Below are 26,830 nucleotides of genomic sequence, written 5' to 3' on the forward strand. Positions count from 1 at the left end.
GGTTTGGGCTAAGAGAGACAAAACTGTTTGTGATGAGGACTGCGTCATGACGACGATCGCACCGGCGGCGTGCATGGCCGCGGCCCCGCGGACCTATCCGCCGCGCGCCGCGGTCGTCAGCTGGATCTTCTTCGACTGGGCCGCGCAGCCCTATTTCACGCTGATCACGACCTTCGTGTTCGCGCCCTATTTTGCCACCGGCATTGCGCCAGATCCTGCCACGGGCCAGTCGCTCTGGGGTTTTGCGATGGCAGCAGCTGGCATGGCGATCGCGCTGCTCTCACCGGTGCTTGGTGCCATCGCGGATGCGTCGGGCCGCCGCAAGCCGTGGATCGCCGCGTTCGGCGCGGTGCTCGTGCTGGCCTCCTGCGCGCTGTGGATCGGCAAGCCCGGCGATCATGCCATCATTCCGCCGCTGCTCCTCGCGGTCGCGCTTGCGAGCGTCGGTGCGGAGTTCGCCACGGTCTTCAACAACGCGATGATGCCGACCTTGGTGCCGCCGGAGCGCATCGGCCGTCTCTCCGGCACCGGCTGGGCCACGGGCTATATCGGCGGCATCGTCAGCCTGATCATCGTGCTCGGCTTTCTTGCCGCCAATCCAGAGACCGGCCGCACGCTGCTCGGCTTCACGCCGCTGTTCGGGCTCGACCCCGCCACCCATGAAGGCGATCGTGCTGCAGGACCGCTGACCGGGCTGTGGTTCATCATCTTCGTGACGCCGATGTTCTTGTTCACGCCGGATTATCCGGCGAAACGTCCGGTTCTCGCGGCGCTGCATGAAGGCCTGGCGGATCTGAAGCGATCGCTGAAAGATTTGCCGGAGCAGAAGTCGCTCGCGGCGTTTCTGCTCGCAAACATGATCTACACGGACGGGCTGGTGTCGCTGTTTGCGTTTGGCGGCATCTATGCCGCTGGTACCTTCGGCTGGCACACGATCCAGATCGGCACGTTTGGAATCATTCTCGCCGTTGCCGGCACCTTCGGCGCCTGGCTTGGCGGCAAGCTCGACGATTTTCTCGGTCCGAAGCGCGTCATCGCCGGCAGCATGCTGATTCTGCTGCTCTCGGTGGCGGCGATTCTCCTGATCGACAAGGACAGCGTGCTATTCGTCAAGGTCGCGCCGCCGCAGCCCGGCGGCCCCCTGTTCGCTGCTGCCGCCGAGCGTGCCTATATCGTGCTGGGTTGCCTGATCGGCGCGGCTGGCGGCCCGCTTCAGGCGGCGTCGCGCACGCTGCTGATCCGCCTCGCGCCGAAGGATCGCATCGCGCAGTATTTTGGCCTGTTCGCGCTGACCGGGAAGGTCACGTCCTTCACCGGCCCGCTGCTGATCGGCGTGATCACGGCGGCAACCGGAAGCCAGAAGGCCGGCATGGCCGTGCTGGTCGCGTTTTTCGTCACCGGGTTCGCGCTGCTGATGCGGGTGCGGGACTAAATTAGCCGCGCTCCGATCTCACCGCCGTCATTGCGAGGAGCCCGCGACAAAATTGCAAAGCAACTTTGCGCTGGCGACGAAAGCAATCCAGACTTCCTCTGCGGAAAGACCCTGGATTGCTTCGCTGCGCTCGCAATGACGAAGTCAAGAGGACCGTCGTGGCTCTTGTAGCCTGCTACGCTGATCAGTGCCTGAAATGCCTTGTCCCCGTGAACACCATGGCGATGCCGTGCTCGTCGGCGGCCTTGATCACCTCGTCGTCGCGCATCGAACCGCCGGGCTGCACCACGGCGGTGGCACCGGCTTCGATGCAGGCGAGCATGCCGTCGGCGAACGGGAAGAACGCGTCCGACGCCACGACCGAGCCCTTGGTGAGCGGCTCCGCGAGCTTTAGCTCATTGGCCGCATCCTGCGCCTTGCGGGCCGCGATCCGCGCTGAATCCACGCGGCTCATCTGGCCTGCGCCGATGCCGACGGTGGCGAGATCCTTGGCGTAGATGATGGTGTTAGACTTGACGTGCTTTGCGACCCGGAATGCAAATTTGAGGTCGCGCATCTCGGCGTCGGTGGGCGCACGCTTGGTCACGACCTTGAGAATCATGTCGTCGACGACCGCGTTGTCGCGGCTCTGCACGAGCAGACCGCCCGCTACGGTCTTTGCGGTGAGACCGGCCGTGCGCGGATCGGGCAAGCTGCCGGCGAGCAACAGCCGAAGGTTCTTGCGCGCGCCGATGATCTCGATCGCCTCTTCGCTGGCATCGGGTGCGATGATTACCTCGGTGAAGATCTTCGTGATCTCGCGCGCGGTGGCGGCATCGAGCGAGCGGTTCATCGCGATGATGCCGCCGAATGCGGAGGTGGAATCGCAGGCGAGCGCCTTGCGGTAAGCGTCGACGAGGCTCGCGCCTTCGGCAACGCCGCAGGGATTGGCGTGCTTGACGATAACGCAGGCGGCGGTGCGTTTTGTGTCGAACTCACCGATGCACTCATAGGCGGCGTCGGTGTCGTTGATGTTGTTGTAGGAAAGCTCCTTGCCCTGCAGCTGCCGCGCGGTCGAGACGCCCGGACGCTTGTCGGGGATCGCATAGAACGCCGCAGTCTGGTGCGGGTTCTCGCCGTACCGCAGCGACTGGATCAGCTTGCCGCCGAAAGCGCGGAAATCGGGCGCGTCGATCTCAAGCTGGCGGTTGAACCAGTTCGAAATGGCGGCGTCGTAGGCCGCGGTGCGCGCATAGGCCTTTGCGGCAAGCCGCCGCCGCAGTGTGAGCGTCGTTGCGCCCTTGTTGGCGGCGAGCTCGTCGAGCACGGCCTTGTAGTCGTCTGCCTCGACCACGACGGCGACGTCGTCATGGTTCTTGGCGGCAGCGCGGATCATCGCGGGGCCACCGATGTCGATGTTCTCGATGCAATCCTCGAAACCCGAGCCCTTGTCGACAGTGGCCTCGAATGGATAGAGATTGACGACGAGGAGGTCGATCGGCGCGATGCCGTGCGCCTTCATCGCCTCGGCGTGCTCCTTGTTGTCGCGGATCGCGAGCAGGCCGCCATGCACCTTCGGATGCAGCGTCTTGACGCGGCCGTCCATCATCTCGGGGAAGCCGGTGAGGTCGGATACGTCTTTCACCTTGAGGCCGGCGGCGGCGATTGCTTTCGCGGTGCCGCCGGTCGAGACCAGCTCGACATCATGCGCGGCAAGCGCCTTGGCGAATTCGATCAGGCCGGTCTTGTCGGAAACGGAAAGCAGGGCACGGGCAACGCGGCGGGGATGGTCAGTCATGAGCAAGATCCTCTGTCAAAAGGAGTGTCTATGCCCAGGCGCGCGGCGGATATGTCTCGCGCTTCCCGATGGTGCTCCATCCCAGGTCGCCAGTCGCGCGAACGAGCGCTCGATAGCAGCTTTTGGCCGTTTTCACAACGAGGAGATGGGGCTGGATCGCGCCTGTTTACAGCGGAAGTTCCGGCTCGCGCCGGGCGTTGCGGCGGGCATTGGTGACCGCGGGCGAGGCGGTGGAACGGACAAAGCTCCAGCGGATCGAGGGCACCTGGCGCGCATCCTGACGGATCACGATCTGCGCGGTGCGGCGGGGACCGTCATTGCCGGCCAGGAACACGCTGTCCTCGAGGTCGACTTTGTCGTCCAGGGCTTCGAAGGTCCAGACGTCGCGGTTCGGCAGCACCAGCATGACACCGCGAGCGTCCGACAGCCGACTCGCCTTCACCGCGGGATGCAGATGGAAGCGCAGCGCGAAACCGGCGTCAGCGCCCTTGAGGCGCCCGCCCTGCGGCGGCGACAGCATGTCCTCACCGTCGACCCGCCCGCCGTCATTGGTGATCATCAACACCCGGCGATGGATCACGCCGAACTTGGCGAGATAACCGTCATGCGAGCTCGTGAGCAGCGTGCCTTCCTGCACGATCTCGCGATAGCTCTCCACCTCATGGGGGCCGCTGGTGATGGGCGCGCCGCGCAGCAGTCGCTTCATCGCCGACATCTCGACGAACTGGCAGGACGAGGTGTCATGATAGGTGAGGGTCGAATGCGCCGCGGTGCCGCGCGCGAACGGCCGCCAATTGTCACGGCCGGTCGTCGGCATGCCGCAATTGGTGACGATGCGGCTGATGCCGGAGGACAGCTCGAACGACAGGCAGCCGGCATGTGCGTCGTGGCTGACGCCAGGCGGTGGCGGCGGGCCGGTGTCGATGATCAGCGTGGTCGGGCCGGCATCGAGGCGCTGGAAGCCGGTGTGCGGCATGTTCGCCATCGGGGTGCCATGGGCGTCGTCATAGGCGAGCAGGGTGGCGAGCAGGTCCGAAGACGTCGCGCTCATGCCGTTGAACAACGCGAAATTGCCGTCGCCGTGCCGGAAGAAGCGCAGCATCGGCATCATGCGGTCGATCGCATTGAGCAGCGCCGGCGGCGGCGCAATGTTGCGCGCGGCAAAGGTCTGCCGCAGCGGCAACAGGTCGATCAGCAGCTCGATCAGCGCGCCCGGGTTGCGCGAGATGTGGCCGCCGTCGGGGAGAATCTGCCGCTGCAATTCGTCAGAGAGCTTTTTCGACGCGCTGCGGATGTGACGGGCCTGGTTGGCGAGGCAGAGCGTCGTGTAGCACAGTGCGATCTGCACCTGGAGCTTCGGCACGCCGTCAGGAATGTTGACCATGGTGTAGCGCAGGAAGCGGATCTCGCGGCCCAGCGCGCGCAGATAGCGGCGGTAGAATTTGTTGTCGGTGTCGTTGAGCACCAGCGGCGCCTGCGACAACAGCGAGATCACGCGCCGGGCCAGCACGTCGGCGCGGCGGGCGACGGGCCGGCGCTTGTTGGCGGGGTTGCTGATCCAGTCCTCGACCAGCGCGCGTGCATTCGCCCGCGTCAGCGCCGTATCGGCGGCGCGCAGATGCCGCAGCCAGCCGAAGCCGAGCAGCGCGACCTCCCAATCCTCCGAGGGCGGATCGAGATCGAAGATCGAGCGGCCGTGGCAGTTGACGATCTTGCCGGCGAAAACGAAGCGCCCGGCATAGATTTCGGCAGCGCGTGTCGCATCCGCGGTGCGCAGATCATGCGGCGCGATGATCAGCCGATCGGCGCGGCCCGGCCACACCCGCGACAGCGCAACCGAGCCGCCGCTCGCGCGCGCGAGCATGTTCCGCGCGAAGCGGTTCATCACCAGCGTCGAGATACGTCTGCGTTGAGCGACCGACACGCCTTGCCTTGAAGGGGGAGAGGATTCCGACGAATCCTTATTAATCCCAAAATCGGACCGCGGACACCACCTTGAATGGCCCCGAATCAGTCCAGCGCTAGCAAAATCCGGTGCAAAATCAGGATTTAACGAGCCGGGCCGCGAAAAATCCGTCGAGCCCGCCGAGCTTCGGGTCGGCGTGCGGCAGGTGGCTCGGCAGGGTCCGGAGATCGCCCTCGGCGGTGATGATCTCGCTGAGCCCGGAGACCTCGCCGGCCTCGATCGGCACGCGGCGAAGCGCAGGCTCTGCGGCCAGCAGCGCGGCGACGGCTTGCTCGCCTTCTTCGGGTTCCAGCGAACACGTGCAGTAGACCAGCGTCCCGCCCGGTTTGAGCAGCGAGACGGATCTGCGCAGCAACCGTTGTTGGAGCACCGTCATCGCGGCGATATCGGATTCCTGGCGCAGCCACGCAACATCCGGGTGCCGACGGATCGTCCCGGTCGAGGTGCAGGGCGCATCGATCAGGATTCCATCAAGGCCATCCGCTGGGCCCGCCCATTCCACGGCGTCGGCGACGACGGTCTCGGCCTGGAGCGACAGCCGGTTCAGGTTCTCACGCAAGCGCGCCACCCGCGCCGGCGAGCGGTCGATCGCCGTGACATGAGCACCGGCCTGCGCCAGCTGCGCGGCCTTGCCGCCGGGCGCAGCACAGAAATCGGCAATGGATTTACCTTTGATGTCGCCGAACAGCCGGACCGGCAGCGCGGCGGCGGCGTCCTGCACCCACCATTGTCCTTCGGTGAAGCCGGGCAGCATCGTCACGGCACCGTGCAGCACGGTGCGCACCGATCCGGTCGGCAGCACTTCGCCATGCAGCCGGTTCGCCCATTGTGCGGCGTCGGACTTCACGGTGAGATCGAGCGAAGGTTCGTGGCTGAGCGCGAGCGCCATGTCCCGTGCAGTCGCCTCGCCATAATGCGCGCTCCAGCGCGCCAGCAGCCAAGGCGGCAGGTCCAGCGACTGCGTGGCGACCTCTTCGACCAGTGCCTGGCCTTCGCGCGCACAGCGGCGCAGCACGGCATTGACGAGGCCGGCATAGCGCGCGGCGCGCCGGTCGGATTGCACCAGGCGAACCGAGAGGTCGACCGCGGCGTGATCGGGCACGTCCATCCAGAGGATCTGGGCGGCGCCGATCAGGAGCGCGCTCTGTGCGCGCGGTGCGTCGGAGGGAATGCCTTTGTCGAGCAGGCGCGACAGCACATGGCCGAGCGTGCCGAGGCGGCGCAGGATGGTTGCGACCAGCCGCCGCATCAGCGCGCGGTCTCGGTCGGCGAGCGTCTTCAGTCCGGGATGGGCGCCGGAGCCGTCGAGCTGGTCATCGAGCGTGCGGCGCTTGTGCAAGACGCCGTCGACGATGTCGGCAGCGATCCGCCGCGCCGCGAGACCGGGCACTTCGGACGGAGGAGCGAAACGTTGAGATGGCATGCGGAAGTAAGGTTCTGAGCGAGCGGCAGTTCCGCCAGTATGGGCGCATGCCTTAAGAACGCCAGCTGTGGCACGCGAATATGCCAAATGTAAGAATGGACCTCTGGCGATTTCAGCCCGTCGCTGCCATTTCAGCAATGCGTTATTGGACGTCGCGCCACCCTCGATCCTGCGCTAGGACACCCGGCGATGAGTGACCAGCCTTCCATTCCCGATCGCAAGCCCTTGCCGCCGGCCGCGCAGCGCGCGCTAGCCGAGGCCGAAGAACGCCGGCGGGCCGCGGCGGCGCACCCCGAGGCAGCACCGAAAGAATTGCAGGGTCCGAAAGGACCTGAGCCCACCCGCTACGGTGATTGGGAGCGCAAGGGCATCGCTTCGGATTTCTGAAGCTCTCTTGCGGGCTCTGCCGACTCAGCCATAGCGTGCGCGGATGTCGCGCTTCGACCCCGGCCATCCCTATCGACCGCCGTACAACCGCTCGCCATTCGGCCGCCGTTTCTCCGGGCTATTGCCGTGGATGTTCGTGGTCGGAATCGTGTTGACGGTCGTACTCGCCTTCAGGCATGGCACGCACTGGCCTGTTCCGCACCCGACCGATGGTCAATCGCAGGACGCCGAGATCATCCTGCAGCAGTCCGGCAAATCCGACAGCCGCCTGCCGATCGACGTCATCCGTACCATCGACGGCGACACCTTTCTTGCGCGCGTGCATCAACGCGATGGGCGCGATCTCGTCGCGCGGGTTCGCCTGCGCGGCATCGATGCGCCCGAGATGAAGGCGTCCTGTCAGGACGAGCTGGACAGAGCGGAAGCCGCCACCGCGGCGCTGCGCAATCTGCTCGGCCAGGGCGGCGTCACCATCTACAATCTCGGCTTCGAAAAATACGGGCGCGTTCTCGCCGATGTCGCGACCAGACGGACCGCCAGCGTTTCGGCGGCGATGCTCGCGGGCGGCTACGCCCGCAGCTACAATGGCGGCCACCGCGCCGGCTGGTGCGCGCGCGGCTGGCGCTTCTGGCAATAAAAAAGCCGCGTCGAAACGCGGCTCTTTCAAACGCTGTTTTGGGTGCGACGATCAGCGCGCCACCACCACCGTCGTGCCGACGGAGACGCGGCTGTAGAGATCGGTGATGTCGTCGTTGAGCATGCGGATGCAGCCATAGGAGACGAAACCGCCCACCGAGCCCGGCACGTTGGTGCCGTGGATGGCATATTCGCCGCCGGCCAGCGTCATTGCCGCAACACCCATCGGGTTGCGCGGCGAACCGCCCGGGATGACATCGGGAAGCTGCGGCTTGTCGCGCTTCACCTCGGCGGGCGGCGACCAGGCCGGATTGCGGTACTTGCCGTCGATGCGGGTGGTGCCGGCCCATTGTTTGCCGGATTTGCCGACGCCGACAGGATAGCGCATGGCGTGGCCGTCATCGAGAATGAGATAGAGCCGGCGCTCGCTGGTTTTGACCACGATCGTGCCGGGCGAATAGTCGGCGACGTGCGTCCCCACCATTTCCGGCCGCGCCTCGGCTGCCGTCGAGATCAAGACCCCCGCCCCGACTGTGGCGGCCAGCGCCAGTGCAATCTTCATCGACATCGATTTTCCCCTTGCCCGGAACGGATCGTCCAAATTCACGCAAACCGGCAATTGCCCGTTCGCCCAGACATTCTTGACCGCGCCTGTTAACCGGATGGTTTCCACGCGCGGCCGCCAAGTGCGAGCCGGCAGGGGAAACAAAGGAAATGTTCGAAATAAAGTAAATGACTTGAAAACAACACCCGGCCGGAAAGATGCGGGCGCGGCGGCGCGCGCCCTGACAAGTGCGTGAGGTTGTGAATGGCGATTGATTCGGGGGCACGCGGATGCGGTCTCGTGTCCCGGACGCGGTGCAGCGTGCAACGCCGCTCCGCTGAGCCGGGACCCGGCCCTTCTGCGTGGATAGATGGGCCCCGGCTCTGCAGCGCACCGCCAAGTGGCGCTGCGCCGCGTCCGGGGCAGGAGAGCGTGCCTTACGCCGGCTTCTTGTTCTGCCGGTTCTTGACGAGATCGTCGACCACGGCGGGATCGGCGAGGGTCGAGGTATCGCCGAGACTGCCTGGCTCGTCCTCGGCGATCTTGCGCAGGATGCGGCGCATGATCTTGCCGGAGCGGGTCTTGGGCAGGCCCGGCGAGAACTGGATCTGGTCGGGCGCGGCGATCGGGCCGATCTCCTTGCGCACCCAGGTGATGAGTTCCTTGCGCAGCTCATCGCTCGGCTCGACGCCGGTCATCAGGGTGACATAGGCGTAGATGCCCTGACCCTTGATGTCGTGCGGGTAACCGACCACGGCGGCTTCCGACACCTTCTCATGTGCCACCAGCGCGCTCTCGACTTCCGCGGTGCCCATGCGATGGCCGGAGACGTTGATGACGTCGTCGACGCGGCCGGTGATCCAGTAATAGCCGTCGGCGTCGCGGCGGCAGCCGTCGCCGGTGAAGTACTTGCCCTTGTAAGTCGAGAAATAGGTCTGCTCGAAGCGGGCGTGATCACCATAGACCGTGCGCATCTGGCCCGGCCATGAACGGGTCAGGCAGAGATTGCCTGAGGTCTCGCCCTCCAGCACCTTGCCGTCGGCATCGACGATTTCAGGCACCACGCCGAAGAACGGCTGCGTCGCCGAGCCCGGCTTGAGTTTGGTCGCGCCCGGCAGCGGCGTGATCAGGATGCCGCCGGTCTCGGTCTGCCACCAGGTGTCGACGATCGGGCAACGCTCGTCGCCGACAACGCGGTGATACCACTCCCAGGCTTCCGGATTGATGGGCTCGCCGACCGAGCCGAGCAGGCGCAAGCTCGCGCGCGAGGTCTTCTTCACGGGGTCGTCGCCCGACTGCATCAGCGCGCGGATCGCGGTCGGCGCGGTGTAGAAGATGTTGACCTTGTGCTTGTCGATGACGTTCCAGAATCGCGAATTATCCGGGTAATTCGGCACGCCTTCGAACATCAGCGTGGTCGCGCCGTTGGCGAGCGGCCCGTAGAGAATGTAGCTGTGGCCCGTGACCCAGCCGACGTCGGCGGTGCACCAGTAGATGTCGCCGTCGTGATAGTCGAAGACGTATTGATGCGTCATCGACGCGAATACGAGATAGCCGCCCGAAGTGTGCAGCACCCCTTTGGGCTGGCCGGTCGAGCCCGAGGTGTAGAGGATGAACAGCGGGTCCTCGGCATGCATGTGCTCGGCCGGGCACTCGGTCGTCACCATCGCGGCCGCCTCGTGATACCAGAGGTCCCGCGTCGGGTTCATGTCGATCTTGCCGCCGGTGCGCTTGACCACGACGACCCAGTCGACGCCGTCGGCCTTGGCAAGCGCCGCGTCGACATTGGCCTTCAGCGGCACCTTCTTGCCGCCGCGCAGGCCTTCGTCCGCGGTGATGATGACTTTCGACTGGCAGTCGTTGATACGCTGCGCGAGCGAGTCCGGCGAGAAGCCCGCGAACACCACGGAGTGAACAGCGCCGATCCGCGCGCAGGCCAGCATCGCATAGGCCGCTTCCGGGATCATCGGCAGGTAGATGGTGACGCGGTCGCCTTTCTTGACGTTGCGGGTGCGCAGGATGTTGGCCATCCGGCAGACCTCGTCGTGCAGCTCCTTGTAGGTGATGTGCTTCGACTGCGAGGGATCGTCGCCTTCCCAGATGATCGCGGTCTGGTTGGCACGCCTGGCGAGATGCCGGTCGATGCAATTATGGGCGACGTTGAGAATTCCGTCCTCGAACCATTTGATCGAGATGTTGCCGGGCGCGAACGAGACGTTCTCGATTCTGGTGGGTGCGTGCATCCAGTCGATGCGCTTGGCCTGCTCGGCCCAGAAGGCGTTCGGGTCCGCGATCGAGCGGGCGTACATGTCCTTGTACTTTGCCTGATCGACCCAGGCGCGCTTGGCCCATTCCGCGGGGACGTCGTAAATCTTCTCGGACATGCTTCCCTCCACATACGGCAAGCCAAACGCTGGCGACGCGTAGGCCGACTTGATCGTTGAACCGATTATGCGTCGGGCTAACCGGACCCGACAAGGAGCACAAGCTGGACCTTCGGTGAGCGGCCGGCCATGCGGAGGATCAAGCGGCAAAGGCCGGCTGTCGCAAAATCTGAAACAGGCAGGCAGAGGTTTCGACTCTTTACCCAGATCTCGGGAACAGGCCTGCGCAGGGGGCTCATGCGTCGCAAACGGTATTAAGGAACCGCCTTCACTGATTCGGGACTCGCAATGCGGTTCGGAACACCCTAAATGGCGAACCCGGGTCCAAAGAGACCCCCTTGGAACAAAGATCAGAACAGCGGCATTGAACAGGTAACAGAGAGGCTAAGGCTTAAGACTATGATGGATCAGCAGAATCTCGGGACGATGCGGCCCGCTTCGGCCGATCCTGCTGCCATTGCGCTGGCCAAAGCCCTCGGACAATGGCCGAAACCGGCCGGTTCCAACCGTCCCGGCCCCAAAAAAGGCGTTCGACTCGGCGCCCGCGGCGACGGTCGAGGCGCTGGCCAAGGAGTTGGGCCTGCGGCTCGGCGACCAGAACGAGCTGACCATTCGCCGCATCCGCCGCGGCAAGGGCTATTCCTTCGTCCGTCCCAACGGCGCCCACATCCGGGACGCCCGCACCATCCGCCGGCTCCATGCCATGGCGGTGCCGCCCGCCTATCGCGAGGTGCGCTACTCGGCCGATCCGAGCACGCATCTCCAGGCGGTGGGTCGCGATGCCGCGGGCCGGCTGCAATACCGCTATCACGCCGACTGGGAGAAGGTCCGCGAGCACCGCAAGGCGCATCGCCTGGAAAAGCTCGTCGGTGCGCTGCCCAAAATCCGGCGCAAGGTCTCGGCGTTCCTTTCGGGCGACGAGCCGACGCGGGAATTCGCGCTGTCGGCGGTGATCGAGCTGATCGCGCGCACCGCGATTCGCCCCGGCAATGAATCCTATGCCCGCCTCAACGGCACCCGCGGCGCCACCACGCTACTCAAGTCCAACGTGACGCTGGAAGACGACTCTTTCGTGCTGACCTTCAAGGCGAAGGGCGGCAAGGCGGTGCGCAAGGAATGTGACGCCGCCAAGCTGGTGCGCGCCATCGGCATCCTCAACGACGTCCCCGGCAAGCGCATGTTCCAGTATCGCGATGCCTACGGCATCGTGCGCGCCGTCAGCACCACGCAGGTGAACGCGTTCCTGCGCGAGATCGCCGGTATCAAGATTTCGCTGAAAGATTTTCGCACGCTGATGGCCTCTGCCGTCGTCGTGGAATCGCTGTCACGTATCACGCCGGCGACCAGCCAGCGCGGCCGCAAGAAGCAGGTGCTCGACGCGATCCGCGCCGCCGCCGACAAGCTCTCCAATACGCCGGCGATCTGCCGCAAGAGCTACGTCCACGACACGATCGTCACCGCTTTCGAGGACGGCATTTTGGAGCGCTTCGCCGCGACCTTGAAGGGCCAGCGCTCGCAGGCCCGGCGCGAGCAGTTGTTGCAGCAAGTGGTGGCGACCGCGGCGGTCTGATCGGCGCTTCGTTACATCTTGTCTGAAACACCTTTATCGGGGCCGGGATCGCGGCCCGCGGCTGCGCTCGTGAGTCGCTCGAGATAATGCGCCCACCCTCTCGCGTGCGCGGCCACCTGCTCCTCGGTCGGCAGCCCGCTATGGGTCATGCGCAGCAATGTTCCACCGTCGCGTTCGATCAGGTCGATCTCGATCAGGCTCGACCCGGGCGGCACTTCCTGACCGCCCTCCCAGCCGAATGTGTAGGCCAGGCGATGCACCGGCACGACCTCGCGGAACGCGCCGCGGGCGACGCCATCGCGCGGGCCAATACCTTTCAGCAGATAAAGCCCGCCGGGATGCAGCTCGGTGGTCGCATCCGAGCCCATCCAGCTCAGGATTTTCTCGGGGTCCGTCAAATAGGCGAAGACGGTGGCGCGCGGGGCTGCGATCTGGGTCTCGCGTCGCAATACGAACGGCTCGGTCATCGGCGATCACCCTTGGGCTGATTTTGGGACATGGCGGCGCCGCAGCGCCCCGTCAAGGATTACCCGTGACAAAGGCAGCCCGTCTTCGCCATCATCAGCCCATGCGACTCTCACCGACCCTCGCCTGGCTCGTCGATACCGCCTCAGATAGTCCTGGAGCCGACCGCCTGCTTGCGGAACTCGGTGCCCATCTGGTCGTCGACGGCGTGCCGCTCGCGGCTGGCGCCTTGACGCTGGAAGTACCGGATCCGCTGATCGCGAAGCGAACCTGGTTATGGCGTGCGGAAAACGGCCGTGTGATCGAAGCGCTCGGTTTTGCACCGGGCGGATTGGCGCCCGATCCGCCCAACGATGCCAGCCGCCGCTGGCTGCGCGGCGTCGCGGACGGCGAAGTCCACGAAGAGATCGTCGGGCGACCGGACGGTCCGCTGCTTGGCTGGATCGGCCCGCGTCCGTTCACCGCGGATGAAATCGGCCAACTGCGCCAGGCCGCGCGTTTTGCCGCGACGCCTCTTGCTGTGCTTGCAGCGCGCGCCACGTTGCGGGCAACGCTGGATGCCTATCTCGGCAAGCGCAGTGCCGAGCGGGTGCTGGCGGCGCCGTTGCGACGCGATCTCGGCGAGACCATTCAGGCCGCACTGCTTTATGCAGACTTGCGTAATTTCACGATTCTCTCTGAAACCACGCCGCCTGCCCAGGTCATCGCGGCGCTCGACGCCTGGTTCGATCGCATCGCCGGTGCCGTGCATGCCTTCGGTGGCGAGGTGCTGAAATTCATCGGTGACGGCGTGCTCGCGATTTTTCCGGTGATCGACGCCGCGCCGCGTCACGCCTGCGTTTCAGCTCTGCGGGCGGCAGGTGCGGCGAGGGCCGGCATGGCTCATCTCAATGAGGAGCGTCGCGTCCACGGTCTGCCGCCGCTGTCGTTCGGTGCCGCGCTTCATCTCGGCGAAATGCTGTGGGGCAATATCGGCGCCGCCAACCGGCTGGACTTCACCGCGATCGGTCCCGCCGTCAACCTCGCCAGCCGCCTCGAAGGATTGTGCAAACCGCTCGGCCGGACCGTGCTGGTGTCGGGTGCGCTCGCCGTCGAGACGGACATGCCACTTGACACGCTCGGAACGCATTCGCTGCGTGGTATTGCCGCGCCATGCGAAGTCTTTGCGCTGCCGGAGTCTTGAATGACAGAGGAGACTACAGCCCGCCCATCTTGCAAACCAGCTTCCATTCCTCGGCCGTCACCGGCTGCACCGACAGGCGCGAATATTTCACCAGCGCCATGTCGGCGAGTTTCTTTTCGGCCTTGATCGCCGCCATCGTCACCGGCGTCTTCAAGGGCTTGTCGGCCTTGATATCGACGCAGACGAACTTTTCGGTCTTGTCGGTCGGATCCGGATAGGCCTCCTTGATGACTTCCGCGATGCCGACGATCTCCTTGCCCTCGTTGGAATGATAGAAGAACGCCTTGTCGCCCTTCTTCATGTTCACCAGATTGATGCGCGCTGTGTAGTTGCGCACGCCGGTCCAGGCCTCGCCCTTGGCGCCCTTCGCGACCTGCTGGTCCCAAGACCACACCGATGGTTCGGATTTCACCAGCCAATACGCCATGTTCATCCCTCTGCCTTGAACGGCCGTGTCAGCAGGCCCGAAATCGCGGCATCGATCGTGCTCCTGCCGCTCAGGATCGCTGCGACCGCCTCTGATACCGGCATCTCGATGTTTTGCGAAGCCCGGAGTTCGATCAGCACCGGCGCGGTGAACTCGCCTTCGGCAAGCTTGCCGGCGGGCGGCTGCTCGCCGCGTCCGAGCGCGAGGCCGAGCGCGAAATTGCGCGATTGAGGGCTCGAGCAAGTCAGGATCAGGTCGCCGAGGCCGGACAGGCCGGTGAGCGTCTCGCTGCGCGCGCCGAGTGCGCGGCCGAGGCGGGTCAGCTCGGCAAAGCCGCGGGTCGTGAGCGCGGCCTGGGCAGAAGCACCGAGCTTGCGTCCGACCGCAATGCCGACCGCGATCGCGAGCACGTTCTTGGCGGCGCCGCCGATCTCGACGCCGCGGACATCCGTGGTGTGATAGGGCCGGAAGGTCGCCGAGCCCAGCGCCTGCACCAGTGCACCCGCCAAGCTCTCATCCTTTGCCGCCAGCGTCACCGCCGTCGGCAGGCCGCGCGCAACGTCGTCGGCGAAGCTCGGGCCCGACAGGATTGCGGGCAGCGCACGGGGCGCGGCTTCAGCGATCACATCCGTCATGAATTTGTGAGTGCCGTGCTCGATGCCCTTGGCGCAGGCGATGACCGGAACGGGTTTCGTGATGTGCGCGGCCAGCATGTTGGCCGCGCCGCGCAGATGCTGTGCCGGCGTTGCGATCAGCAGCATGTCGGCACGCCCGGCGAACGACAGCTCGCTCGTCACCACGATCTCCGGCGCGAGCCGCACGCCCGGCAGCCGCGGATTGTCACGGGTCGATGCGATCCGCCCTGCATGTTCGGCGTTGCGCGCCCACAGCGTCACGTTCCGTCCGGCGCGCGCGGCCACCATCGCCAGCGCGGTGCCCCAGGCACCTGCGCCGATCACCGCGACGGACTGGAACACAGTCATGGCGCGCTCCCTCCACTCCCTCTCCCCGCTCTTGCGGGGAGAGGGTTGGGGTAAGCGGCCTCTATCCACAAAGACGGCGAGAGCTGGATTCGCGGAGAGCCCCCCTCATTCGGATTGCATCTACGATGCAATCCGACCTCCCCGCAAGCGGGACGAGGTGAAGTGGAGCTCGTGGCGACACCCCAGCATTCAATATCCTGCCCGCGTCTTGCCATAGCCTGCCGGCGCGGTGGCGTTGGCGTCGAGCAGCCAGCGCGCGCGCGGCTGTGCCTCCATCGTATCGGTGATGCCGAGCGCGAGGCGTTCGGCGCCGGCCCAGGCGATCATCGCGCCGTTATCGGTGCAGAGCGCAGGCGGTGGCATGATCAGCTGCGTCTGCGCTTCCTTGGCAACGTCGAGCAACGCGCCGCGGATCGCCTGATTGGCGGCGACACCGCCGGCCGCGACCACGCGCGCGGCGCGCCGAATTGTTCTCGGAAAAGCCTGAGACCGACTCGCAGCCGGTCGGCGGTGGAATCCAGCACCGCGCCCTGAAAGCTGGCGCAGAGATCGTTGACGTCCTGCGGCGTAATCTCAGCCAGCCGGCTCGCTTCGGTGCGGACTGCCGTTTTCAGTCCCGACAGGGAGAAGTTCGCATCGGGACGTCCCTGCATCGGCCGCGGGAACGCGAAGCGCGCCGCATCGCCGTTCGCGGCCGCGCGTTCGACCTGCGGGCCGCCCGGATAGGGCAGACCCAGCATCTTCGCGACCTTGTCGAAGGCCTCGCCGATCGCGTCATCGAGGGTGGTGCCGAGCCGCATATATTGGCCGACGCCGGTGACCGCGACGATCTGGGTGTGGCCGCCGGAGGCGAGGAACAGGCAGTAAGGAAATTCGACGCCGTCGGTCAGACGCGGCGTCAGGGCATGCGCCTCGAGATGATTGACCGCGACCAGCGGCGTGTCGTGCACCATCGCGATCGCCTTGGCGGTGGTGAGCCCGACGATGACGCCGCCGATCAAGCCCGGTCCCGCAGCGGCCGCCACGCCGTCGAGCTCGGCATAGTCGATGCCGGCCTCGGTCATGGCGCGGTCGATGATGCCGTCGAGCACGTCGACATGGGCGCGCGCCGCGATCTCCGGCACGACGCCGCCGAAGCGGGCATGCTCCTCGACCTGCGACCGCACGACATTGGACAGGATCCTGCCGCTCCCGTCGGGTGCGCGCTTGATCACGGCCGCCGCGGTCTCGTCGCAGGTGGTCTCGATGCCCAGTACCAGCATTGGCGAATTGTTATCCAATTTGCGCCCTTGCGCTCATCCGTAAAGCAGAGTTCTGGTACGTCCGGTAGCATTCCGGGGTCGGCTTGCGCAATCGTCACGCGCCGCCATCCCTCGCGAACGCGTCACCGCCACGTGGTCCGGGAACACAAGCGATGTCCATTCTTGTCACACGGCCGCATCCCGACAATGAGGCGACGGCGGAAAATCTGCGCGCGCGAGGACATGTGGTGTTGCTTGCGCCAGTGCTCAAGTTCGAGCCGGTCGCCTTCCATGACGAGGGCGAGGCGAGCTATAGCGCCGTCATCGTGACATCGGCCAATGCGATCCGCGCCGTCGCGCCGCAATTGCGGGACCTCGGCCTGCTGGAGCTGCCGCTGTTCGCGGTCGGCGAGCACACGGCCGCCGTGGCACGCGAATTCGGCTTCGCGGATGTGATCGTCGCCGGCGGCGATTCCGCTTCCTTGCGCGACAAGGTGTTGCGGAGCGCGCGCGACAAGGTGCTGAAGAAAAAGAGTACGCTGCTTTATCTTGCGGGCGCCGATCTGTCGCGGGATCTCGCCGGCGAGCTCGGCGCGGCAGGCTTTAGTATGGTCACTCAGACGACCTACCGTATGGTCCCGGTCAAGCTTCTGCCGCGTGAGGTCTGCGACGGCTTTGCCGTGCACGGCATCGCGGCGGTGCTGCACTACTCCCGGCGCAGTGCACGGGCCTTCTTGGACGCCGCTCGCGACGAGGGTGTCGAAATCTCGGCGCTGGCGATCCCGCAATGCTGCTTGACCGAGACGATCGCCAGCGTGCTGCGTGATGCCGGGGCATCGCAGGTCCTGGTGGCCGCGACCCCGGACGAAAATGCCCTGTTTGATGCCTTGGAGCGTGCGTTGCGGACGCGTTTGGCGTAAGAGGACGGGCCAGATCCGAGGCACTCGGGCTCGTCTCTGGTATGAAAGTGTGAGGAACCGTCACGATGGCCGACGACAAGCCTGAAGACGCAGGATTGGCCCCGGAGTCCGGCCGTGCCAAGCGCACCCCGCCCACCATCGACCTTGAGGCGACTGAAGTCTCCACCCAGCCGCAGGATGTGGCGGGTGAGCCGGAGGCGCAGACATCGGCCGAGCAGGCAACAGCCGAGCAGGCCGGTGCCGAAGATGCCAAAGTCGAGACGGCCAAGGGCGAGACAGCGAAGGCCGAACCGGAGCATGGCGAGGCGCAGGCCGCCATTGCATCGGGCGCCATTTCTCCCTGGGTCATCGCGCCATTTTCCGGGGCCGCTGCAGCCGCGCTCGTGATCGCGGTCGGCTGGCTGCTGGGCTGGCCCGCGGTGCAGGCGCCGCCGGCCGCGCCGCAGGTGACGAGTGCCACGGTCGATGCGCTGAGCGGACGTGTCGCCGCAGTCGAAGCCAGGACGGGCAAGCCCGCCCCCGATCCGGCCATCGTCGCACGGCTCGATGCGCTGGAGAAATCCGTCGGCACCCTGCGCGGCGACGTCGCCAATCTGCGCACTCAGTCCGAGAAGACCGCGAGCGCATTGAATGACGCGAAATCCGCGCCGCGTGACGCGGCGGCTTCGCCCGGCTTCGCCGCCCTCGACGACCGTATCTCCGAGCTCGAGCGCGCCAGCACCACCGCGCGCGCGGAGCTCGCGCAGCAGGGCGAAAAGATCGCCGATGCCAGGGTGATGGACGATAAACCGTTGCGCTATGTGGTCGCCGCCACCCTGCTCGACGTTGCCGTTCGTCACAATGATCCCTACCGGGCGCAGCTCACTGCTGCGCGGTCGTTCGCGGCCAACCCCGAATTGCTGAAGCCGCTCGATGCGTTTGCGGCATCAGGCATTCCGACGCCGGTCGCGCTGACCCGCGAGCTCCTGAACATCGTGCCGAAATTGTCGCCGCCGCCGGAGGCGCCGAGCAGCAATGCGGGCATCGTCGAGCGCCTTCAGGCGGGAGCATCAAAGCTCGTCCGCATCGAGCGTACCGACGGCGTCGGCAATGACCGCGGCGCCATTGTCACGCGGGTCACTTCCGCGGCGCTGCGCAACGATTTCGTCGAGGCGCGTCGCGAGCTGAAGACGCTGCCTGAGGCCGATCGCGCGCCGGCACAAGCCTGGCTCGACAAGGCCGACGCGCGCGATGCCGCGCTCGCGGCGTCCCGCAAATTCGCCGACGACGCTCTGGCCGGCCTCGCCAAGCCTGGTCAATAAGCCTGCTCAACAAGATTCGCGCAACAATCCGCGTGCATAGGGATAGCCATGCTTCGCATCGTTCTCTTCCTTGTTCTGATTGCGCTCGCAGGCGCCGGCGCGGCCTGGGTTGCCGATCAGCCCGGCGACGTCGTGCTGACCTGGGGCGGTTTTCGGGCCTCACCGAGCATTCCGGTGTTCGTGCTCTGCCTCGGCATATTCGCAGTCCTGATCGTCTTGCTCTGGAGCATCCTGACGGTGGTCTGGCGCGCACCGGGGCGGATGCGCCGCCGCCGGCATGAAAAGCGTCATGCCCGCGGCCGCCACGCCATCACTCACGGCCTGCTCGCGATCGGCCACGGCGACACTGCGATTGCCCGCCGTCACGCCGAAGCGGCGCGGCGATATGCGCCGAACGATCCGCTCGCGCTCCTCCTGCACGCGCAATCAGCCCAGCTCGACGGCAATCGCGACGAGGCGCAGCGCGCCTTCCGCGCCATGGCCGAGCGCGACGATACGCGGCTGCTCGGCCTGCGCGGCCTCTTCATCGAGGCGCAGCGCGCCGACGATGTGGTCGGCGCCGTGATGATCGCGGAGGAAGCGATCAAGCTGTCGCCGTCCTCGACCTGGGCCTCGCATGCGGTGCTCGGCTTCCGCTGCGCGCGTGGCGACTGGAGCGGCGCGCTCGCGATCCTCGATTCGAACCTGTCCGCGGGCCTGATCGACAAGCCGGGCTACCGCCGGCAGCGCGGCGTGCTGCTGACGGCGCGCGCGCTGGAATTGGAGACGATGGACCGCGACGTCGCGCGCGAGAGCGTGATGGAAGCCGTGAAGCTCGCGCCGACCCTGGTGCCGGCGGCGGTGCTCGCCGCGAAATTCGAAAGCGAGGCGCATCAGGTGCGCCGTGCCATGAAGCTGGTCGAGGCTGCCTGGCTTGCCAATCCGCATCCCGATCTTGCCGACGCCTATGCGCATGTCAAACTCGGCGATGCCGCGCGGCAGCGCCTGCAGCGGGTCGAGACGCTCGCGGCGAAAACGCCCGCCGACAAGGCCGGCCATATCGAGGGACAGCTTGCGATCGCACGCGCCGCGATCGATGCGTCCGAGTTCGCCCGTGCGCGCGAGGTGCTGGCGCCTTACGTCAACGATCCGACCCAGCGCGTGGCGCTGTTGATGGCCGAACTCGAACGCACCGAGCACGGCGACGGCGGCCGTGCCCGCGCCTGGACCTTGCGCGCGGTGCGCGCCCGTCACGACCCGGCCTGGACCGCGGACGGCTATGTCAGCGACCGCTGGCGTCCGGTCTCCCCGGTCACCGGCCGGCTCGACGCCTTCCAGTGGCAGACGCCGGTGGCGAGCCTGCCTTCGGACAAGGGCACGACGATCGAGTCCTCCGCCTTCGAGGAAGCCATGCTGGCGGCTCCGCCGCCGAAGCGGGTGACGCTGGCCGGCGAGGCGCCGGCGGAACCTGTCGTGATCGCACCGGTCCCGACCCCCGCCCCTGTTTCGGCCGCGCAGGACAACGCGCCGCCGACGGTCGAGGCAGAACCGGCGGTGGCGCCTGCCGAGCCGGTCAACCCGATCCCAGAGGTCACCGAATCATCGCCGCTGCCGGCAACCCCGGTGTTCCGGAACCGTGCCGACCTCGGCAAGCCCACATCTGCGCCGATCCCGGCCGTCATCCCGATCGTTCGGGCGCCGGATGATCCCGGCATCGATGACGACGGTCCGAGCGATGAATTTACGGAACAAATCGGTACACCCAAGGCCCAGGCCGGCGGTTGGCGCGGATTCTGGTCCCGCTGGGGCGCGTGAGCCGCACTTCGCCTGCCGCTTGTCCTTGCCAATTCGGGCCATGCCCGATATCAGGAAGCGCGTATCGGGGCCGGCATCGCCCGGGCCCGGCAGGGTTCGCCGCAATAGCTCAGCTGGTAGAGCACGTCATTCGTAATGACGGGGTCGGGGGTTCGAATCCCTCTTGCGGCACCACTATTCCTCCGTAGCCGTTCTCCACCGTTCGTTTTCAATGCTCAAGACATTGAAATCGATGCGCTTTCACAGCATCCCGCTCGCGCCCGTTTCTCCCCGTTCGTTGACAGTCGCAAAAACTGTGGTTCTTTTGGTGGTGCTCGACTCAGCGAGCGATTCCGAAAGGACCACACTTCGGGAGGGGGACATGGCGGGCGGGAAACTCACGGATAAGGCCATCAAGAACGCAAAGCCGGGCGAGCGGCTCGCGATTCTCTCGGATGGCGGCGGGCTGCAATTGTGGCTGACCCCGACGGGTGGGAAGCTCTGGAATTACGCCTATCGGTTCGGCGGCAAGCGAAAGCGGCTGGCGATCGGGGCCTACGGTAAGGATCCGGCTGGTGTGCCGCTCGAAGCAGCCAGGAAACGCAGGGATGAAGCGGCGGCCCTCGTACGAGACGGTGTGGACCCAGCAACGCGGAAGCGGCAGGTGAAGGCCGCGCGGGCAGAGGCCCACGCCAACACGTTCGCGCTGATGGCGGATGAATTGATCGCCAAGAAGAAGCGAGAAGGCGTCGCTGCTGCGACCGCAGGCAAGCTCGAGTGGCTGTTAGATCTCGCCAAGGCCGGTCTGGGGACGCTGCCGATCTCCGACATCACGGCCGGCGAGATCCTGCGGGTTCTTCGACCGCTGGAAGCGGCCGGCAAGTTGGAGACGGCCAAGCGACTGCGCGCCGTTGTCGGTTCGGTGTTCCGCTACGCTATCGCGACCGCGCGCGCCGAGAACGATCCGACACAGGCCCTGCGCGGTGCAGTCGCTTCACCAAAACCCCAGCACCGAGCTGCGATAACCGATCCGACGGCATTCGGCGGCCTACTGCGGGCCGTTGAGGGTTTCATGGGGCAGCCGACGACGAAGGCCGCGCTGCAACTCATGGCTCTGCTCGCTTGTCGTCCAGGAGAATTGCGGCAGGCGAGTTGGACGGAGTTCGATCTTGATGGCTGCGAGTGGGAAATCCCCGCCGAACGGATGAAGATGCGCCGGCCCCACCGTATCCCACTGCCCGCGCAAGCCGTGGCCATCCTGAAAGCTCTGCACCCTATCACGGGGCACGGTGCGGCCGGGCTGGTGTTTCCGGGCCTGCGTAGCGTGAAGCGGCCGATCAGCGAGAACACGATGAATGGCGCGCTCCGGCGCATCGGCTTCTCGCAGGAAGAAGCTACTGCGCACGGCTTCCGCTCCACGTTCTCCACGCTGGCCAATGAAAGCGGCAAGTGGAGCACCAACGCCATTGAAGCGGCACTTGCGCACATCGAACCGAACGCGGTGCGCCGCGCCTATGCGCGCGGCGACTATTGGGATGAGCGCGTGAAGATGATGCAGTGGTGGGCCGATTATCTCGATACGCTGCGACAGGGCGGGCGCGTGGTGCCGTTCAAACAATCCGCGAGTTCGGTCGGCTGAAACGGAGGGTTTGGACGTGAGAGCTGGCGTTTCACAATCCGCGAGCGGATGGCAAGAGCCTCAGGACAGGTGGATTCCGTTGGGCCTTGCGACCTTTCGATTTGGAATTGCCGACATAACGAGTGAGGTGTCTCGTGCCGGTGCCAATCTATTTTCGGTCGAGGCATTCGAGCAGTCCAGAGGTCGGGAAGAAATCTCAAATGTCGGGTACGAGCTCGAGCCGCCGACGCATGAGGATCTGGTTGAGCTTCTTCAAAAGCACGCTGGTGCGTCCAAAGCCGAAATAGATCGAGAGGGAGGGAGATTTCTTTTTTCCTTCACGCCATCAGGGGTAGAGCAGCGCTTCATGGTGGTACGCCTTGGGCGATACTATGGGAGCCGAATGAATCGCTGAAGTTCAATCCGCAGCTTGAGGCGCTGTTGGAAAAATCAGGCTTTGCCGGCGACCACGACGCACCGTTCGCAGGCCTCGCCAAGATCGGCGACGACGAAGCAGCGGAAGGAACTCAACAGTCAGAAGGTGTGCGTTTTGCGACGAGCCTCGTTTGGCGAAGGTTCATGCTCCTGGCATTCTATCGCGCGGTCAAGGCGCGTCGGGTGAAGCTATTTGCCCGCTGGCCTTCGCCCAGCGACGACTTCCAAGAACTACCGCCGGATATTTGGCCGTGTCTCGACGTCTTGGATTGGGAGCATGGAGTGGCGCGCGACATCAAGGCGCGCTCTACAGCTCCATCCATGTTGCAGATTCCGACGATGACGCTCCATCCATATCGGACGAGCCAACGGCGCCAGCGTACCACCTGAAGATACGTCAGGCGGTGAGAGAGCTTTGGCCGACCGACGACATACCGGCGAGTGCCAAAGAGCGCAACGCAGCTATCGACAACTGGTTTCGTGAAAAAGGTCAGCGCGGACCTAGCGAGAAAACGATCAGTCGCGCGCTAAAGTAAAACTGAGGATGATCCGGCTTCCGGTCCTGGGGGCACTGAAGCGGAAGGCATCGCCCACTGGTGGGGAAGCAGTGCCCCACGCACAGGCAACCTAGCTCGACAGCGTGAAACGCCGCGGCTCGAGCGAGTAGAACTCGGCCAATTCCGGTCAAATGCGGACAGTCCGCACTTGTCCAATGACTGTCCGCCGACGTCCCGTGATGCTTGCAGCAAGTCACGCTCGATAGAGCGCGGCCTTCACCGTCCGAAAGGAAATGCTGCATGCGAACTATACCTGTCCCCGACCAAAAAGGACCGCCTCCGGCCGCGATGACTCTCCGCGAGTTTTGCGCCTGGTCGCGCCTCGGCAAGACGTCTGCTTATCGCGAGGTCAGCGCCGGCCGCCTCCGCATCGTGAAGGCCGGCGCCAAGACGCTGATCCTCATGAGCGATGCCGAAGCTTGGCTGCGCTCGCTGCCCACTGCCGCCTAGCTCCCAAAACCCTCAATCGTTGCCCTCGCTGGAGCCTTCTCGGAACGAGAAGGCCCGCGCCACCTGCAAGTGGACACGGGCCAAAGGTCACTCCACATGAAAACCAATACCGAAGGCGCCTTCCAGGCGCAATCCGCTCCCAATCCTCCTTCCTCAGTTCGCGCATCGGCGTCGGCCGTCCGAGCCCGAGCACCGTGAGTGGTCGCTTCGTTGCGCGCCGTTACCACGTCGCTCCCGGCCTCGCCGATACGATCGCAGCTCTCGCCGGCTTCGAGCAGGAGGCCCGCTAATGCTGTACCCTGCCAATCCAGGCTGGAAGGCATCAGGCGACACCAGCCAAGAAGCCGGCGAACGGATCGCCGGCCACGCCAAGACCGTGCGCGGCCGTGTTCTCGGATTCCTGACCAAGCACCATCCGCGCACGTTCAACGCTGACGAGATCGCCGCGGCTCTAGGTGAGAACATCCTGACCGTGCGCCCGCGCGTCTCGGAGCTGCGCCGAAGCGACTTGATCGAGCCGACCGCAGACCGCCGCTTGAACCAGTCCGGCATGCGCGCGACGTGCTGTCGCGCCAAGGGGCGCCTCGTGAAGCCGGACCCATTGACTCCTCCCGACTGCGACCTGCGCGATTTTTCCTGGATGCCGCTCGACGTCATCCGACTGCGCGACAGCGATCTAACCGTGCTGTTGAGCGGTGAGGCATTCCGCGCTGCCGTGCTGCTCTGGTGCGCCGCCTGGCACCAGATCCCAGCCGCCTCGATACCTACCGACGACAGGATTCTGGCCAAGCTTGCCGGCTACGGCCGCGATGTCGAGAGCTGGGCCAAGGTCCGTGACGATGCACTGCATGGCTTCGTCGAGTGCTCCGATGGCCGCCTGTACCACCCGGTAGTGGCCGAGAAGGCGCTTGAAGCTAACGATCAACGCCAGAAGCAAAAGGAACGAACACAAAAAGCCACCGAAGCGCGTCTGGGCGGTAGTCGCAACGCGAAGCTCCACGATAAACGTAACGTACATCGTTACGACCAACGTGACGATAGCGAGCTGGCCGACCGTAACGGTTCACGTAACGAGGTCCAACAGACCGGACCGGACAGGACCGGAGAGGATCAGACCAAACATAAATCAAAAAACATCCGAAACCTGTTGTCGTTGTTGTACAAGGAAACGCCGGATGGTACGACGACGACGAAGGTTGCCGAAGGGATTGGTTTGCAGGCGATGCCCGTTGAGGCATCGAACAACCCCTTGGGCACCGCGCTCCCTGAGACCTGGGTGCCAGACGACGGCTGCATCGAGGTCGCCCACGACCACGGCATGACCGACGGCGAGATCGACAGCGAGGTGCTGCGCTTCCATGCCTTCAACGCCCAGCGCGGCACGTTCTCGCAGAGCTGGTCGAAGACGTGGACGCTGTGGTGCGTCGAGTTTGGACGCCGCAAGACTGCCGAGGTGGCCAAGGAAGCCGCCAAGGCCCCTCCCCGCGTCGAGATCAACCACCAGACCTCGGACAAGGATTGGCACAGCGCCGTGCAGCGCTGGAAGCGCAACAACTCGCACTGGTCGCGCCATCTCGGCCCGGAGCCCGGGATGATCGGATGCCGCTGCCCGGCTACGATCCTTACCTCGGAAGGCATCGATTCCGCCACGGGCCGCCGGCTGCCGACACAGGTGCAGGCATGATGGTTCTGCCGGCGCGATCGGGCGCCAGCAAGGTAGAGGCCTTATGATGAGGGTGCGCAAATTTGCGCACTCTCACGGGTGCTTCGCCGCTCTCTATTCTTTGAACCCTTTCTCAGCGACGGATCGTTTAAGAGATCCGCCGCTTCATTCCATAGGGCCTCGGAAGTAGATGGCACGGATTTCGTGCCTGGGCGTTTCGCCGGGGCGCGGCGGCTGAAACCTGAGCGGCGTTTGACGTCCTCTCTCAGCGCGCTCTCGATCCGAGCGATGTCGGATCGGAGGAGAATCTTGTCCCGCCCCATTGGGGTGTAGAAGGGTTCCCCGTTCGCGTCTGTAGGGTGCGCGCGCAGCCATTTCCCGCAGCCAGCGGGTGCTGGGAGCTCGTAATTCCTTGGCTGCTTCCTCGACGGTGTATCTCATGAATGGTCTGCCCGCTCGTTGTTCTTGGTCAGACGAAGCCACTCCGCCTCGCCGAGCGGGGTAATGCGATGCTTGCGGCCCTGGCCGTGGCTTTCGGAGATCTCGATGTAGCCGCGTATGGCGATCCGCGATCTCGCGCGGCAGGACCGCTCGGAGCCGCAGCGTGCGCAGCACCTCGTCGAAGCTGACGCTGCTCGATGGCAGGAGGCCATGGCGGGCGGCAACCTCCTTGGCCAGAAATTCGGCGAGCTGACGGAGCTTGATGAGCGTCGAGGGTGGGTCGTCGAAGAAATAACGCTCGGCAAGCGCGCCGAGCCGCGCCAGCCGCTCCTCCTGTGCGGAGAGGAAATCAAAGTTACTGAAAGCCCCCATTGGGTAAGAACTACCACTTTGCGCTGTCAGCACAAGGAGTTGAGTCCATGCCGCCCTACAACTTTTCTCCTATAATCGGCAATGGTCAGGCGTAGTTGAAATACAGTCGCGGGGCTGAACCAGCATAAGGAGGCCTCATCCCTGCTGTCGAGCGCTCGAGCGCGATGGGGTACCATGCGGCTTAAGACTTGCCGATTCAGGTGGGGACATCGGGACGAATGGGACTATCCCGGAAAGACGCGCGTGTGCGATCTTATGAGTCGGATTTCGGAGCCAGAAATGTCCGACATTGAACGCACCTCGGCCGGCCTCCAGATGATCATTCCCGGATGCGAGCGGCGCACCCTGCCTCGATCGACAACACGCGTCGATGACGCCGGCCAAGGCCTTCTGGGATTCTACAAGCCACCGAGCCTGCGGGAGCAGCTTGCCAACCGAGCTGACGCACCCTTGCAGCCGAGCAGGGGCCAAAAGCCGCTGCCGGTGACCGGGTTGTTCGGCGGCAAAGCTCCCTAAACTACTGCCTTACCGCAGCGATGGCTGCCAGCACGCCGACGTAACAGTTATCCCAGTCGGCACCGAAGCCGCCATAGGTTGCCAGCGCGTCGTCGCCCAGCCGCTCTCGGCAAAGATTCCGCACGGTCAGGCCGCCACCGAAATGAAAGAACACCGGATCCCCGCAGATGGAAAGCCTGCGCCCGTGCAAATCGCGCAGCTTCTCCAAGACGTCGTCCGGCAAGCGAGCCGCCACATGCTGCTCCACGTCCCTTCGGACTGCCTCGGGCACCTCCGACCAAGCCCTCTTGGAGCTGGCGTCGGGATCGCCGGTGCTCTCAGTCCAAAACATAGGCAGGACCTCTTTCATCCTCGCATGTCCCCCTG

22 protein-coding genes, 1 tRNA gene, 2 pseudogenes and 1 riboswitch are annotated in these 26,830 nt (G+C 65.2%); of the genes and pseudogenes, 15 read left to right on the top strand and 10 right to left on the bottom strand.

Annotated elements, in window-relative coordinates:
* Nucleotides 1–46 precede the first annotated feature (46 nt).
* Entirely contained in the window at nucleotides 47–1,432 is a 1,386-nt protein-coding gene (locus tag ACTGJ9_RS06005; protein WP_456676318.1) for an MFS transporter, read from the top strand.
* Nucleotides 1,433–1,616: 184 nt separating this feature from the next.
* On the opposite strand, the gene purH is transcribed toward ACTGJ9_RS06005, so the two are convergent.
* The 3 genes from purH to ACTGJ9_RS06020 form a co-directional block, all read right to left on the bottom strand.
* A complete protein-coding gene (gene purH, locus ACTGJ9_RS06010; protein ID WP_456676319.1) occupies nucleotides 1,617–3,209 on the bottom strand; it encodes a bifunctional phosphoribosylaminoimidazolecarboxamide formyltransferase/IMP cyclohydrolase in 1,593 nt (530 codons plus the stop codon).
* Between the two features lie 25 nt (nucleotides 3,210–3,234).
* A riboswitch (ZMP/ZTP riboswitch) is annotated at nucleotides 3,235–3,316 on the bottom strand.
* A 59-nt stretch (nucleotides 3,317–3,375) separates the two neighbouring features.
* Nucleotides 3,376–5,094: a heparinase II/III family protein gene (locus ACTGJ9_RS06015; protein ID WP_456678450.1), complete on the bottom strand. Its 1,719-nt coding sequence runs from the start codon at nucleotides 5,092–5,094 to the stop codon at nucleotides 3,376–3,378.
* A 157-nt stretch (nucleotides 5,095–5,251) separates the two neighbouring features.
* Complete coding sequence (locus ACTGJ9_RS06020) at nucleotides 5,252–6,598, bottom strand: RsmB/NOP family class I SAM-dependent RNA methyltransferase (protein ID WP_456676320.1); 1,347 nt, start codon at nucleotides 6,596–6,598, stop codon at nucleotides 5,252–5,254.
* A 189-nt stretch (nucleotides 6,599–6,787) separates the two neighbouring features.
* Between ACTGJ9_RS06020 and ACTGJ9_RS06025 the strand changes: the two genes are divergently transcribed.
* Nucleotides 6,788–6,985: a DUF1674 domain-containing protein gene (locus ACTGJ9_RS06025; RefSeq protein ID WP_456676321.1), complete on the top strand. Its 198-nt coding sequence runs from the start codon at nucleotides 6,788–6,790 to the stop codon at nucleotides 6,983–6,985.
* Nucleotides 6,986–7,028: 43 nt separating this feature from the next.
* Nucleotides 7,029–7,622, top strand: coding sequence for a thermonuclease family protein (locus ACTGJ9_RS06030; RefSeq protein WP_456676322.1), 594 nt, complete (start codon nucleotides 7,029–7,031; stop codon nucleotides 7,620–7,622).
* Nucleotides 7,623–7,673: 51 nt separating this feature from the next.
* On the opposite strand, the gene ACTGJ9_RS06035 is transcribed toward ACTGJ9_RS06030, so the two are convergent.
* Together ACTGJ9_RS06035 and acs are read right to left on the bottom strand one after the other, a co-directional pair.
* On the bottom strand, nucleotides 7,674–8,189 hold the full coding sequence (locus tag ACTGJ9_RS06035; RefSeq protein WP_456676323.1) for a L,D-transpeptidase: 516 nt from the start codon (nucleotides 8,187–8,189) through the stop codon (nucleotides 7,674–7,676).
* A 413-nt stretch (nucleotides 8,190–8,602) separates the two neighbouring features.
* Nucleotides 8,603–10,549 (bottom strand): acetate--CoA ligase, encoded by a 1,947-nt coding sequence (gene acs, locus ACTGJ9_RS06040; RefSeq protein ID WP_456676324.1) that lies wholly within the window; start codon nucleotides 10,547–10,549, stop codon nucleotides 8,603–8,605.
* 399 nt (nucleotides 10,550–10,948) lie between these two features.
* On the opposite strand from acs, the pseudogene ACTGJ9_RS06045 reads away from it, so the two are divergent.
* Nucleotides 10,949–12,119, top strand: a pseudogene (locus tag ACTGJ9_RS06045) (DNA topoisomerase IB).
* Nucleotides 12,120–12,130: 11 nt separating this feature from the next.
* On the opposite strand, the gene ACTGJ9_RS06050 reads toward ACTGJ9_RS06045, so the two are convergent.
* The gene (locus ACTGJ9_RS06050; RefSeq protein ID WP_456676325.1) at nucleotides 12,131–12,586 is read right to left on the bottom strand and encodes an SRPBCC family protein; all 456 of its coding nucleotides are present in this window, start codon (nucleotides 12,584–12,586) and stop codon (nucleotides 12,131–12,133) included.
* A gap of 101 nt (nucleotides 12,587–12,687) precedes the next feature.
* Between ACTGJ9_RS06050 and ACTGJ9_RS06055 the strand changes: the two genes are divergently transcribed.
* On the top strand, nucleotides 12,688–13,767 hold the full coding sequence (locus tag ACTGJ9_RS06055) for an adenylate/guanylate cyclase domain-containing protein (RefSeq protein ID WP_456678451.1): 1,080 nt from the start codon (nucleotides 12,688–12,690) through the stop codon (nucleotides 13,765–13,767).
* Nucleotides 13,768–13,780: 13 nt separating this feature from the next.
* Here ACTGJ9_RS06055 and ACTGJ9_RS06060 read toward each other — a convergent pair whose 3' ends face one another.
* The 3 genes and pseudogenes from ACTGJ9_RS06060 to tsaD form a co-directional block, all read right to left on the bottom strand.
* On the bottom strand, nucleotides 13,781–14,194 hold the full coding sequence (locus tag ACTGJ9_RS06060; RefSeq protein WP_456676326.1) for an EVE domain-containing protein: 414 nt from the start codon (nucleotides 14,192–14,194) through the stop codon (nucleotides 13,781–13,783).
* 2 nt (nucleotides 14,195–14,196) lie between these two features.
* Nucleotides 14,197–15,177: an NAD(P)H-dependent glycerol-3-phosphate dehydrogenase gene (locus ACTGJ9_RS06065; RefSeq protein WP_456676327.1), complete on the bottom strand. Its 981-nt coding sequence runs from the start codon at nucleotides 15,175–15,177 to the stop codon at nucleotides 14,197–14,199.
* A 189-nt stretch (nucleotides 15,178–15,366) separates the two neighbouring features.
* A pseudogene (tsaD, locus tag ACTGJ9_RS06070) lies at nucleotides 15,367–16,439 on the bottom strand (tRNA (adenosine(37)-N6)-threonylcarbamoyltransferase complex transferase subunit TsaD).
* A 152-nt stretch (nucleotides 16,440–16,591) separates the two neighbouring features.
* Between tsaD and ACTGJ9_RS06075 the strand changes: the two are divergent.
* From ACTGJ9_RS06075 to ACTGJ9_RS06120, 10 genes are all read left to right on the top strand, one after another.
* Entirely contained in the window at nucleotides 16,592–17,338 is a 747-nt protein-coding gene (locus ACTGJ9_RS06075; RefSeq protein WP_456676328.1) for a uroporphyrinogen-III synthase, read from the top strand.
* A 65-nt stretch (nucleotides 17,339–17,403) separates the two neighbouring features.
* Nucleotides 17,404–18,639: a COG4223 family protein gene (locus tag ACTGJ9_RS06080; RefSeq protein ID WP_456676329.1), complete on the top strand. Its 1,236-nt coding sequence runs from the start codon at nucleotides 17,404–17,406 to the stop codon at nucleotides 18,637–18,639.
* A gap of 48 nt (nucleotides 18,640–18,687) precedes the next feature.
* On the top strand, nucleotides 18,688–20,433 hold the full coding sequence (locus ACTGJ9_RS06085) for a heme biosynthesis HemY N-terminal domain-containing protein (RefSeq protein ID WP_456676330.1): 1,746 nt from the start codon (nucleotides 18,688–18,690) through the stop codon (nucleotides 20,431–20,433).
* A 98-nt stretch (nucleotides 20,434–20,531) separates the two neighbouring features.
* Nucleotides 20,532–20,607: transfer RNA gene (locus ACTGJ9_RS06090), tRNA-Thr, on the top strand.
* Nucleotides 20,608–20,644: 37 nt separating this feature from the next.
* Nucleotides 20,645–22,051, top strand: coding sequence for a tyrosine-type recombinase/integrase (locus tag ACTGJ9_RS06095; RefSeq protein WP_456676331.1), 1,407 nt, complete (start codon nucleotides 20,645–20,647; stop codon nucleotides 22,049–22,051).
* A 420-nt stretch (nucleotides 22,052–22,471) separates the two neighbouring features.
* Nucleotides 22,472–22,855, top strand: coding sequence for a hypothetical protein (locus tag ACTGJ9_RS06100; protein ID WP_456676332.1), 384 nt, complete (start codon nucleotides 22,472–22,474; stop codon nucleotides 22,853–22,855).
* 455 nt (nucleotides 22,856–23,310) lie between these two features.
* Nucleotides 23,311–23,472 (top strand): DNA-binding protein, encoded by a 162-nt coding sequence (locus ACTGJ9_RS06105; RefSeq protein WP_456676333.1) that lies wholly within the window; start codon nucleotides 23,311–23,313, stop codon nucleotides 23,470–23,472.
* A 289-nt stretch (nucleotides 23,473–23,761) separates the two neighbouring features.
* Complete coding sequence (locus ACTGJ9_RS06110; protein ID WP_456676334.1) at nucleotides 23,762–25,156, top strand: DUF1376 domain-containing protein; 1,395 nt, start codon at nucleotides 23,762–23,764, stop codon at nucleotides 25,154–25,156.
* A 537-nt stretch (nucleotides 25,157–25,693) separates the two neighbouring features.
* Nucleotides 25,694–26,023: a hypothetical protein gene (locus ACTGJ9_RS06115; RefSeq protein WP_456676335.1), complete on the top strand. Its 330-nt coding sequence runs from the start codon at nucleotides 25,694–25,696 to the stop codon at nucleotides 26,021–26,023.
* 204 nt (nucleotides 26,024–26,227) lie between these two features.
* Complete coding sequence (locus ACTGJ9_RS06120) at nucleotides 26,228–26,464, top strand: hypothetical protein (protein ID WP_456676336.1); 237 nt, start codon at nucleotides 26,228–26,230, stop codon at nucleotides 26,462–26,464.
* Nucleotide 26,465: 1 nt separating this feature from the next.
* Here the strand turns inward: ACTGJ9_RS06120 and ACTGJ9_RS06125 are convergent, their stop codons facing one another.
* A complete protein-coding gene (locus ACTGJ9_RS06125; RefSeq protein ID WP_456676337.1) occupies nucleotides 26,466–26,813 on the bottom strand; it encodes a hypothetical protein in 348 nt (115 codons plus the stop codon).
* Nucleotides 26,814–26,830: the final 17 nt, after the last annotated feature.

This window comes from Bradyrhizobium sp. RDM12, assembly GCF_051917485.1.
GTDB lineage: Bacteria > Pseudomonadota > Alphaproteobacteria > Rhizobiales > Xanthobacteraceae > Bradyrhizobium.